Consider the following 12,004-nt stretch of genomic DNA (forward strand, 5'->3'; position numbering starts at 1 on the left):
GCCACACAATTTATTGTGTGTTCAATGGGGGATTGGGGATACTCCCCAACAAGCAAAAATGCAAGGTGTGTACCACCTTGCCCTGCTTGCCAAGTAAATTAAGTGCTAAATTGACTATTAGTTTCTCCAAAAGAAAATGGTATAAGTTACGAGGTAGTTATTAAATGTGGCAAATAAAGTTAGCTCTTATAAATAAATTATTAATCATAAGGAAAATCTGGTTATATACGGATACTAACAATCTTTAAATAGAGACACAGGGATAGATTTTTTTCTAAATAAACATAGAATAAATGGCTTTTTATCTTTTTAAAGGTCTCACCCAGTCAAAATAATTGAACATTGGATCCTTATATTAGGTTCTTTTTTTATTTTAATATTTCGAAACTAATGTTGACAATGAATGAGTGGAATGATAAATTAGTCTTGTAAACGAATAGTAAATGTAGCGGACTAATATTTTGGAGAATATTCATACAAATAAATTAAATGAAGTTTGAAAAAGGTAAGTCTCTACAGAAGAATAGAGTTGTTTCCAATTGGGAACACAAAACTAAATAGGGAGGTAAAGTATTATGAAGCGTTTGTCAATAGAGGAACAAACATCTATGTTAATAAGTAGTTGGAGAGCAATTGATGAGTTATATGTTCAGTATGCAAAATCGGTAGGCCTTACACATATCTAGGGTTGATAGTTTTAGAAACTATCTACAATATGCCGAAAGTTTGCACACAAAAAGAAATTTGTGAAAAAACTAATTTACCTAAGCAGACTGTAAATGTAATTATTCGGACATTCTGGGAACAAGGCTTTTTAGAGTTACATGAAATTCATTCGGATCGGAGAAATAAAGAAATTAGATTTAGCAAATCAGGGGAAAAATTTGGAGACAGAGTAATTGGGGAATTATTGAAAGTGGAGAAAAAGGTAATGGAACAACTTACTTATGAACAACGTCAGGACATGATAGACCTTATGAAAAAAGCAGAATTAAGTTTTAAGGAAATAATTCAAAAGAACACCCTTTGATTGATTATTGAAGAAAATCGAAAAAACTAAACCGGAATCATAATATTTAATAATTTTTATATTTTGGATAATTTATAATGAAAAAAACTAATTTTAATAGCAGTATATAGCAGTATAGATTTATATAAAGAATAATGATCCGAATTGTTGTAGGTTCTCTCTATTCTATTTTACTGATTTTTATTATGCCTAAATTTATTAAGAATTATTTCCATGCTTTTAAAGTTAGTTTTATAAAAACTCAATCAGGTGAAATCATCAGTATAGGATCAAAATATGAGAAACCAATCAATCATAAAGAATGAGAACATAAAAAGCTTATCGATCAGATAATGAAACTTTCTGATGTTGTTGAATAATTACATTGAGTTGTAAGGTAACGTACTCCTTAATATTATATATGTTCTTGATGAGGTGATAATGAAAAAGCTTATAATATTTATGAAACACAGAGCAACAGTTTTTGCTTTATCAATGATCATTCAAATATCAATAATAATTATACTCACTCTATATTTTAGTAAATTCATTTCATCTTTTTATATCATAATGAGGCTTATTAGTTTGATTCTTGTATTGAGGATAATAAACAGCACAAGTAATCTGTCATTTAAGATCGCGTGGATTATACCAATATTACTATTTCCAATTTATAGTGGTTTGTTCTACTGCTTAATTGGAAGCAATAGCTTATCTAAGAAGGAAAAAAAACTATCCAAAGTATTGGAGAAAAAGTTTTTGCTAGTAATATACAAAATTTTGATGTGATACAAATACTAAAAGATAAAGATGCATATGCTGCAACTCAATCAAACTATATATATAAGCACTCTTTTTGTCCCCCTTACACGAATACAATTTCAACATACTATGCCCTTGGAGAATCGTTTTTCGAAGCGTTAAAAGAGGATTTGTCAAAAGCAGAAAAATATATTTTTATTGAATATTTTATTATAAATAGAGGTAGAATGTGGGATGAAATCTTAGAGATTCTTGTAGAACGAATTGAAAAAGGGGTCAAAGTTAGATTAATTTTTGACGATTTTGGTTGTCTTTTTCGATTGTCGAATAAGTATATTAAGGAGCTTGAAATAATAGGAATTCAAATTGCAATATTTAATCCTTTAAAGCCTGTAATGTCATTAAAATATAATGCGAGGAATCATCGGAAAATTACGGTTGTGGATGGTAAAGTTGGATATACCGGGGGATGCAATATTGGAGATGAATACATTAATGAGTATGAGCGGTTTGGGCATTGGAAAGATAGCGCGATTCGTTTAGAAGGAGATGCTGTTTGGAGTTTAACCGTTATGTTTTTATCTCTGTGGGAATTTTTGGTTGGGGTTGAAGAAGACTACACTGCCTACAGGCCTAAATATTATAAAGAAAATGTTTTGCAGAAAACTATAAGCATTGTGCAGCCATTCACAGATGAGATATTGGATAATGAACATGTAGGTGTAAGCGTATATTTAAATATGATTTATAAATCCCAAAAATATATCTATATAAAAACACCATATCTTATTGTTGATAATGAAATATTTTCAGCATTATCAATTGCAGCGAAATCAGGAATTGATGTGAGGATTATTACTCCTGGAATTCCTGACAAAGCAATTGTTCATACAACTACCCGTTCTTATTATAAAAAATTTCTTGAAAGTGGAGTTAAAATTTATGAATACACTCCTGGATTTATGCATGAAAAAGTAATTGTTGTAGATGATAGGTATACTGTTATTGGAACTATTAATTTAGATTATAGAAGTTTATACCTACATTCTGAATGTGGAGTATGGCTCTATAATACCGAGAGTATTCAAATAATGAAAGATGATTTTATAAATTTACTTTCTACTTGTACAGAAATTGAGCTTAAGGACTGTATTAATGTTCCATGGCAAGTGAAAGTTACACGTGCTTTTTTACGTCTTTTTGCCCATCTTATGTAGAAGGGTGATAATAATGAAAACTAATTTTGAGAAGGAGAATTTATTCAATATGAATATACTTGTTACTTTGGATTCTAACTATTTAAAACCATTAAAAATCATGCTTAAGTCTCTATTTTTCAATAATCAAAATGAAAGATTTACAATATTTCTACTGCATTCAAGTATTAATGATGAAGAAATAGCTAATCTGAAAAACTATATTAAAAATAATAGAAGTCAACTAAAAGTATTAAATATTGATAACAGCTACTTTTCAAATGCTCCTTCCCATCTATACTATACTAAAGAAATGTACTACAGGCTACTTGCATTCAAATTATTACCAAATAATATTGATCGAATATTGTATTTGGATCCTGATATTTTAGTAATCAACCCGATAGCAGATTTATACAACGTTGATTTAGAGGGGTATTTGTATGCCGCTGCTTCTCATGATTTTATAGGTTTTAAAGAAATAAATAGAGTTCGGTTTTATTCATATGAAATTGATGCCTACTATAATTCAGGAGTGCTTTTAATGAATCTAGAGCTACAAAGGCAATGTATTGATGAAAATTCTATTTTCAAATTTGTAGAATTGAATCATAAGTACTTAGTATTACCAGATCAAGATGTTTTTAATGCACTGTATTCAAAACAGATTAAAAGGTTAGATGAAAAATTATATAACTATGATGTAATCTATTTTAATTATTATAAAATGGTTAGTAAAAACGAGTGGGATATGGAACATGTTATTAGAAATACAGTAATACTACATTTTTGTGGAAAGAAAAAGCCATGGAACAAAGGATATAACGGAAAGTTTCACGCATTATATAAGCATTATGAAAAACTAACGTTTAATATGAACTCTACAGCAGAAATTAGTTGATTTATAGATTGCCAATGATAAGGTGTTTATGTCTATGTGACTGGAGAGTATTATTTTTCAAATTACTACTACATGATAGAAATAGTTTAACCTAAAAAGAGGTGAAACTATAGCGGTATTTGTCAATCTATATGTTTATCCATCCCTATTTATTCAACTGCCAAAATTGTACCGGGTGCATATTGGAAATTTCGGAAAAACAGCTTGCTTTGTAATCGATTAAAGAAAGATTTGGGTAGAATCTTTGATTCAAGTAGAGACTAAAGAAAATCACTGATTTACTGCCGCTAATGCCAATAGATAACCGGTACATTTTTGGCAATTCACAAACACCTACTCGCTACATGCATTAAAAACACCAAATTGCTAAAGCTTTATTCTGCCGAACTGCCAGATTTGTAACCGGTACCCTTATCCTTCGCCCTTCTCACCCCAACTTTCTACCAAAACCGTTCCTAACAGATTATTACTACAATATTCCAAAACTTGCTTTACTTCCATCATACCATCACCCCAATCTATAGTGTTGAAACATTGCTCATTTGCTCTTGATTCTCATACTTATAAAAAGACACAGTTGTCTCTGATGAAGGATATTCTGACTTAATTCTTTCTTCGATTGTATTACGAATGCTTTTAATCTTATACCAATTCCATAATTCATCTTTATAAAATAATTCTGTATCAATGAATAATAACCCACCTGAATATATGGTATAACAAACTTTAATTGCTATATTATAATGACTGCAAACAGATAATAATATTTCATTTATATTTTTTCTTACTTCTTGAGATGGAGATCCTAATAATAGTTGCCGTCCACTGCTAAAAATAATTTTTATTATTGAAGGAGTAAATAACAATCCGATTACGATTACTAAAATCGAATCTAAATATGGGAACATAAAATTGAATTTTGTATGATCAAATACTAAAGTAAGGCCAAATGCAATCCCAACTCCTATGCTTATAGAAATGTCTTGTAAATATTGTATAATTTCCATCTTAATCAATGAGCTTTTATTCTTGTTTCCGATTAACCAAATCCATATCATTAGTAAAATCGAAATTACCACACTAATTAATGAATATATGACAATTATCTCGCCTGGTAAATTAGAGCCACCATCTATTATTGAACTTATGCTGTTAAATATTGCAATAATGATAAAACTTAAAAGAACAATTGCCTTAAATAATTCAAGCATTGGCCTTGCTTGAGTAAGCCCATAGGGATAATCTTCACTAGGCTTTTCAGATGTAACTGTCACGACCCATATCGATATAATTGTCAATAAAGCGTTAAACATTGAAAACAAACTATCTAACAATACCGCTTGCGAGTTGGATATAAAAAATACCATAAAACCTATAGTTGAAGTTATAACCGTACCTATAGAACTTATAATAAATACTTTTCTTTCAGCGTTTATGATTTCATTTGTCATGATTCCTCCATATTATACTTTTCAGTTTCAGATTTTGCTTGAAAATAATTGCTATAACTTTGAACCCAATAATTTATTTTTAAAATAAACTACACCGTGATCTATCATTATTGATAAACCGAATACAAATATCATGACTAGTACTGTTTCTGCCATTCCTAAATCATCTCCCCAAAATACGATTCCCCACATTATGACTACCCATTGTATAAAATAGATATTAGTAACTGATTTACTAAGGTAATAAACACCATTAAAAATTGGATTACTCTTTATTTGTCTAACTAATACATTACACAGGAAAAGCCATATTACTATAAAGCCTGACATAAAAAGCATTGAGCCTATCCTTGCGTGGTAATAATCGTTAAAATGATAGTCAAAATTATTTGCTAAAAGAGCAAGCCCGACAATAAATGAAACGCCTCCAGGTATCAATGAATATAGTAGCACTTTATCTTTACTACCAGATTCGGTAAGCATTGTTCCAAAAAAATAGCCGAGTAACGGAAATGCTACCCAAGGAAACAAAGGAAAAGCAACCGTGTTTTCTATAAAGCCAGAAACTGGATTATCTCCCCAAAACAAATCAAATACAAAGTTAATTAATGGATTATTAGTATTAATACCCCATAGCATAGGTGAAATCAATGATATAACTATAGTTGTGCTCAGCACTATATATTTATTAAGTTTAAACTCTCTAACGAGAGCAAGAATTATAATAGAAAGCCCAGCCAATTGTAGTATATCTACAATAGTTAACAAAGTAATATAACTAATGTTTTCAAAACTAGAACCAATTAAGAACTCTGGAGCAAACTCATTTAAAGTATACTTTAGTAATACTGCTCTAAAAAAATTCAAGATATACCCTGCTAAAAATATCTTTAAACCTCTAAATATTGAGGCTTTCAAATCTTTTTTTGATGCGTATATAAATGATAAGCCCATAAGAAACATGAATACTGGTGCTGCTGGTGGACCTCCTAGAAATTCAACAATAACTCCAAAATGTGATTCTTTTACAGTACTGTTTGCATAAACCATTAAAACATGAACCGCTATCATAAAAATCACCGCTATGCCTCTTGCCAGGTCAACAAATTCTAATCTTTCTCTTTTAATTTTTTCCATGATTAAATCCTCCTACTTATTTTATTTGATAAATCCATCAAGTAATGTCGTTGTCAATTGTTCCGGTGCGTCCTTAAAAGTAATGTTACCATCGTGAATCTCCTTCCACGAAATAAAGATAACGCTATAAAAGATATAAAACATCCACTCTGCTTTAAGATCTTTACGAAGCTGGCCTATATCCTGCCTTCTTTTAAGTTCCTCAATAAATTTGTCTATAATCTCCTTTTCTTTGTTATCAAGATCTGCATTATCTGTATTGAAAACCTCTGAAAAAAGGAAAAATATGCGATCCCCTATAGGCATCAGAACTTCCGCTGTTTGTTTAATGAATGTCCTAATATTAGGTTCAGAAAAATTGATTTCTATTATCGCTTCATTTACTAGTTCTAACGCTCTATATGAAATTGCTGTAATAAGATCCTCTCTCGTGGAAAAATACCTATGCAATGTTGCTATCCCAATCTCTGCATACTGTGCAATTTCATTCAGAGAAGCATTAGGTTTTTCAGCTAAACATTGAGTTGCGTGTTCTAATATTTTCTTTCGTTTTTCATCTTTATATGCTGTTTTTGACATCGAATCTAACCCTCTTTCATCAAATATTTAAGATCATGCGATGAACTAAATCATGTTTACTATCATTTGCATCATCAAAATAGAAACCTAATCGTTCATAAAGTTTAATTGCACCAATATTATCCTTCTCTACTACTAGGGAAACTTGATTATTCTTTAAGTCTTTCGCTTTCTCTTTTGAAAAATTTAAAAGTTCTGCTCCAAGACCCTTCCCTCTAGCTTTTTCTGAAGTAGTTTTTAAAATGTTGTCTATTTGGTCTACTTGCCCAAAGATACTTTAAAATACCTTTTGCAGTTACTCTTGATCCAACTCCATAGTAACGCTCAATCATCCCACGGCCCGCTGCGACAAGCATTTCAAATGCAAACTCAAAATCACTTGGTGTTGCTTCCGGTGTTTGTCAACATAGTTGTCAGTAAAACCTAAAAATTTATGATGATATTTCTTCAATAATTTCTACACTTTCGTCATTCTCGGGGTTTAACCATACGCGTTCTTCTAAATCCCAATTTCGTGTATTTCTTGACCACCTATGAGGGTTTTTAAGTTTTGCTGCTTCATACACGGCTTTTCGATTCGCTAATACTGTTGATCCAAGACCATTATGTCTTTGTTCTGGGGTCAGGAAATTAAGCCCACTGTGACGATGCTCTTTGTTGTACCAGCGTGCGAATTTCAGTACCCATGTTCTTGCGTCTTCAATCGTCGCAAGGCCCTTACGTGGGTATCCAGGGCGATATTTAAGTGTTTTAAAAATTGCTTCAGCATACGCATTGTCGTTACTTACTCTTGGCCTGCTATTGGATGGCATCACACCTAACATAATCAAAGTCTCGAGTAATGTTGCGCCCTTCATCGGGCTACCGTTGTCGCTGTGTAGAACGAGTGGTTTCATATCTTTTGTACGATGTTCACTCATAATCGCTCTGCGAACTAACTTGCTGGCATATTCTGCGGATTCTTTTTCGAAGACTTCCCAAGCGATAATTTTCCTGCTATAGAGGTCTAGAATTAAATATAAATAGTGATATTTTCCTTTGATTCCTGCGGGTAAATACGTAATATCCCACATCCAAACTTGATTGGGGCCATCGGCATAATGCGTTGAAATGGCTCGTTTTACAGGTGCTTTTGAAAGGCCCCTATGATGCTGCATGTTGTATTCTTTAAGCACTTTGTACATCGTGGATTCCGATGCGATGTATTCGCCTTTGTCAGCCAATGCTGGCACAATTTGACTTGGTGGTAAACTTTTATATTCAGGGCTGTTAACAACTTCTATGATGCGCTCTTTTTCTTCTCTTGTTAGTTTATTACTTGGTTCAGGCCTTATGGCATAAGGCCGTTGATCTTCATAAGGTGTATTTTTACTTCGCCATCTAAAGAGCGTTCTATGACTGATATTTAGGACTTCACAAGCTTTGAATTCTCTAGCTCCACTTTTTACTGCTTCGTCTATCAGGCTGATTGCTAGAACTCTATCTTCACGAGAAATTAATCTTCCTCGCTGTCCCCCCAGATGGCTTGGGCCTTTTTTCTAAGCACGATTAGCGCTGCGGTTTCAGCAAGAGCTGCTTCTTTACGTTTAAGTTCATTTTGAAGTTTTTTTATTTCTTTGTCTTTTTCTTTGCTTTCTTTGTTTAATCGAAATGCTTCTTCTGCAACGCCTCCATTGGCCTGCATACAAGCGTCTCTCCATGATTCAACTTGTTCTACATAAAGGCCTTTTTGGCGACAATACTCTGATAGCTCTGCAGCATTAAGTGAAGCTGTTTCTACCACGATCATGAACTTGTCGTGAGTACTCCATTTCTCACTTTGTGCCTCTCCATCAGTAATTACAATGCCTTTGGCTTTTGCTTCTCGTTTCCACTTAAAAAGTGTTTGCTCGGCTATACCATTTTCTTTTGATAAGATGCTTACAGATTTATTCTGTGGTGGCATCATTTGTTTTACAATACTCAGTTTAAATTCTTCACTATATTTAGCCATTAGGGCCTCCTGATATTTAGTCGTTCACACTACTATATACGTTTTTTGGCCTTCTGACAATTAGCTTAACACATAGGGCTTCTCTCATAACGTAGCTATTAATTTTTACCTCCTACCGGATTAATATAAAAACATTAGTAATTACTGATAATATGATAGCACATTCTATCATATGAATCAATAGCCTATCATTTAAAATGATTGAGTTCGAATAGGGTTACGCGTTAATTGTCCGATATCGGGATCCCTCAAGTTATTTGACGCAAGTCACAGTTGGATGTATAATATGAATACATTCATGAATATGTTCATTTTGTGTTTATCTTTTACGATTTTTACTATATTCATTCAGGAAAGAAGGGATCTCTATGATTAAAACTCTATTACTCAAACTTATGCTTTTTATTTTCAGCGGTGGCTCACTTTTCACTAAAAAAGAAAAAGTTGAACTACCTGTTAATGCTAAATGGTATGATGACTATTATACTTTTGAGTACATTGATGATAATACCATTGCCATTGGTGAACCTAGGTACTATCAGAAAAACTATTATTATCTAATCCTTGGCACCACAAAAGCTATTTTGTTTGATTCTGGAACAGGATACCATAACATTAAGCCTCTTATCAGAAGCCTTACAAAATTACCTGTTGTCTCAATACCAAGTCATTTCCACTTTGATCATATTGGACAAATCAATGATTTCGAAGAAACCGTACTGTGTACTGTTCACCTAGAAAATCAAAGTTTATCCGGAGACAACTGCTTGATTCCTACCGATGATTCGTTCTTAGGTACTGCCGAAGGTAAATCTCGTCCCATGATTCATTATGATGATGTAGTGGAACCAGAAGCTTCATTAGATCTGGGCAACCGTACTATTAGAATTATCTCAGCCCCAGGCCACGCTAAAAACTCTATTGCGTTATACGATGATGACTGTAAGCAACTGTTTATCGGCGACTATATGATGCCCGGTATTCTGGCAGTCAATAAGTTGCTGATTCCTGACAGTAGCTTTGATGACACTATTAAAACTGCCAACTATTTAGCTGAAACTGTTCATGCAAGTACGGTCATTTACTGTTCTCATGCCCTTGATTACACCCTCCCTGTATTACATTACAGTGATATAGGTGACCTTGCAGACTTCTTAAATAAGAACAGCTTTAAAAAAGGCAAACTGCCTAAGTTCAAAAAGATCAATAACAAAATGAAAATCCTATATTAATTTGCCCGACTTAGTAGCATACTGGAGGTATTATATGACATCTAAACGAGCAGAAAAGAAAAAATACTTTACACAGAAAATTCTTGCAGCAGCACATGAACTTTTCATTGAGGCAGGTTACAAAAATACGACAATCGAAGCCATAGCAGAAAGAGCCGGAGTAGGGAGAGGTACTGCCTATCTTTATTTCAAATCAAAATCTGAGCTCTATAGAATTACGATGGAAGAGACTTTACAACTTAAAAAGCTTCTTATACAATTAAGTGTCAACAACTACAAAGGAACACTTATTGAAACACTCCATTACTTTTTGGAATTATACATTGATGCGGTTTATTCATTGAACAAGGAGATGATGAATGAAATTATCCTATCATCTTTTGATGAAATTACAGATACTACTTCCTTTGTGTATAAATTTTATGACGGATATGACACTCTGCTCAAAGCTCAGATAGTTGATATCACAGATTGTTTCAAATTAAAGAACGAACTCAAAAAGTCATTTGATTCCGAGATATTTTCCCAACTGTTCCTCAAAATTCTTATTGAGATACTGGTTTTATATATAGTTTCAGATAACTATCCAAAAGAGACGGCTTCTGAGCATGCTAATAAACAGATGACATTCATGGTTTCCCCTTATTTACTATAAACATAAACAACAAGTAATTGTACAAGCAAAAATAAACCGCCTGAATTTTTCAGGTGGTTGTTTACTTGAAATGTAACTTCGAAATGATTGTGAGCGTCAAAGTGTGTCATGAAGTACTTTTTTTTAGAAAGAAATCCGTTAACGTCTAATCATGCTTTTTCTCTTATCTTTCGTCCTTATAAGGCTCAGTTCCTTGATCACTCTTGTGACTTAGGACTTCTTATTTATCCTACAAAACTTTCCCTTGCTTGTGACGGTATTCCATTTAAAACAGTAGCATTTGCTAGAAGTAAACGTATCTGTAAATGTCGTGAACAAGGCATTATTGATTGTAATTGCAAAAGATACTTCCCACAATCTGATACAAATGCTAGTTGAGATTCCTCTAGTGACTGTTACTTTAAGGGCTATCATTTATTCATGTTTGTTGCATCTGATTCCTTCAATGCTTTACATGTCTTCCCTATGTTAGAACGGGCTTTTAGATATGATATGCTTTTTTTTATATAACTTTTTTTTATGAAGTCATACCTTCTCAAGTTTAATATTAAAAATTACTTCTTGATTCAGTTTTTGGATGCTATTTCTGTTTAGGACTACTGTAAACGCATTGGTATTAAACCTTTTAATGACCTCAAAAAGAAAAACAATGAAAACTATAAATACAAAGATCCCTTTACTATTGACTTTGATGGTGTACCCCGTTGTCATTTGGGCTTACGTATGCATATGATAGTATTGACTATAAGAAAAATCGTTGCAAGTTTAGGTGTCCTAAATCCAATCGCCAAAAGGGTTGCTTCTGCGAAATCCCTTGTACAAGCGTGAAAAACAGGAGTATAAACTAGAAGGCGCCAAGCGCCCCTTATCTAAGATATGGAACTGTCGCCTCTAAGGCATCATGATGCTTGGGAAATGCCATCAGTAGATGTATTTCAAGATTTAATTACAAAACTTCCCGATTAGTAATGGGGTAATGATAACAATAGCTATTTTAAAACATAGATGCAGCTATGTTTATTTCTCATGCAAAAAATTACATTTACACTCTGGTCAGTATTATTCAAATTGCAATCTACAGAGGAAATA

13 protein-coding genes are annotated in these 12,004 nt (G+C 32.7%); 6 read left to right on the forward strand and 7 right to left on the reverse strand.

What is annotated here, in order from left to right; translation table 11 throughout:
• Positions 1 to 688 precede the first annotated feature (688 nt).
• From ACTB1H_RS07250 to ACTB1H_RS07265, 4 genes are all read left to right on the forward strand, one after another.
• On the forward strand, positions 689 to 1,030 hold the full coding sequence (locus ACTB1H_RS07250; RefSeq protein WP_463262173.1) for a MarR family winged helix-turn-helix transcriptional regulator: 342 nt from the start codon (positions 689 to 691) through the stop codon (positions 1,028 to 1,030).
• Between the two features lie 420 nt (positions 1,031 to 1,450).
• A complete protein-coding gene (locus tag ACTB1H_RS07255; protein ID WP_463262174.1) occupies positions 1,451 to 1,798 on the forward strand; it encodes a PLDc N-terminal domain-containing protein in 348 nt (115 codons plus the stop codon).
• Positions 1,795 to 2,988: a cardiolipin synthase gene (gene cls / locus ACTB1H_RS07260; RefSeq protein WP_463262175.1), complete on the forward strand. Its 1,194-nt coding sequence runs from the start codon at positions 1,795 to 1,797 to the stop codon at positions 2,986 to 2,988. The genes ACTB1H_RS07255 and cls overlap by 4 nt, the downstream gene beginning before the upstream one ends.
• Positions 2,989 to 3,001: 13 nt before the next feature.
• On the forward strand, positions 3,002 to 3,868 hold the full coding sequence (locus ACTB1H_RS07265) for a glycosyltransferase family 8 protein (RefSeq protein ID WP_463262176.1): 867 nt from the start codon (positions 3,002 to 3,004) through the stop codon (positions 3,866 to 3,868).
• Between the two features lie 518 nt (positions 3,869 to 4,386).
• Here the strand turns inward: ACTB1H_RS07265 and ACTB1H_RS07270 are convergent.
• From ACTB1H_RS07270 to ACTB1H_RS07300, 7 genes are all read right to left on the reverse strand, one after another.
• Positions 4,387 to 5,319 carry a cation diffusion facilitator family transporter gene (locus tag ACTB1H_RS07270; protein ID WP_463262177.1) on the reverse strand — a complete coding sequence of 311 codons (933 nt, stop codon included), beginning with the start codon at positions 5,317 to 5,319 and terminating at the stop codon, positions 4,387 to 4,389.
• Between the two features lie 51 nt (positions 5,320 to 5,370).
• Positions 5,371 to 6,456 (reverse strand): heparan-alpha-glucosaminide N-acetyltransferase domain-containing protein, encoded by a 1,086-nt coding sequence (locus ACTB1H_RS07275; RefSeq protein WP_463262178.1) that lies wholly within the window; start codon positions 6,454 to 6,456, stop codon positions 5,371 to 5,373.
• A 21-nt stretch (positions 6,457 to 6,477) separates the two neighbouring features.
• On the reverse strand, positions 6,478 to 7,035 hold the full coding sequence (locus ACTB1H_RS07280) for a TetR/AcrR family transcriptional regulator (protein WP_463262179.1): 558 nt from the start codon (positions 7,033 to 7,035) through the stop codon (positions 6,478 to 6,480).
• A gap of 19 nt (positions 7,036 to 7,054) precedes the next feature.
• Complete coding sequence (locus ACTB1H_RS07285) at positions 7,055 to 7,309, reverse strand: GNAT family N-acetyltransferase (RefSeq protein WP_463262184.1); 255 nt, start codon at positions 7,307 to 7,309, stop codon at positions 7,055 to 7,057.
• Positions 7,251 to 7,391 carry a hypothetical protein gene (locus ACTB1H_RS07290; protein WP_463262180.1) on the reverse strand — a complete coding sequence of 47 codons (141 nt, stop codon included), beginning with the start codon at positions 7,389 to 7,391 and terminating at the stop codon, positions 7,251 to 7,253. Before ACTB1H_RS07290 ends, ACTB1H_RS07285 begins: the two co-directional genes overlap by 59 nt.
• Before the next feature lie 75 nt (positions 7,392 to 7,466).
• Entirely contained in the window at positions 7,467 to 8,555 is a 1,089-nt protein-coding gene (locus ACTB1H_RS07295) for an IS3 family transposase (RefSeq protein ID WP_463262185.1), read from the reverse strand.
• Positions 8,531 to 9,028 (reverse strand): transposase, encoded by a 498-nt coding sequence (locus tag ACTB1H_RS07300; RefSeq protein ID WP_463262181.1) that lies wholly within the window; start codon positions 9,026 to 9,028, stop codon positions 8,531 to 8,533. The genes ACTB1H_RS07295 and ACTB1H_RS07300 overlap by 25 nt, the downstream gene beginning before the upstream one ends.
• A 368-nt stretch (positions 9,029 to 9,396) precedes the next feature.
• Here ACTB1H_RS07300 and ACTB1H_RS07305 point away from each other — a divergent pair, with 368 nt between their 5' ends.
• Positions 9,397 to 10,260 (forward strand): MBL fold metallo-hydrolase, encoded by an 864-nt coding sequence (locus ACTB1H_RS07305; RefSeq protein ID WP_463262182.1) that lies wholly within the window; start codon positions 9,397 to 9,399, stop codon positions 10,258 to 10,260.
• Between the two features lie 34 nt (positions 10,261 to 10,294).
• On the forward strand, positions 10,295 to 10,915 hold the full coding sequence (locus ACTB1H_RS07310) for a TetR/AcrR family transcriptional regulator (protein WP_463262183.1): 621 nt from the start codon (positions 10,295 to 10,297) through the stop codon (positions 10,913 to 10,915).
• The last annotated feature ends 1,089 nt before the right edge of the window (positions 10,916 to 12,004 follow it).

It is taken from the genome of Soehngenia sp., from assembly GCF_055108775.1.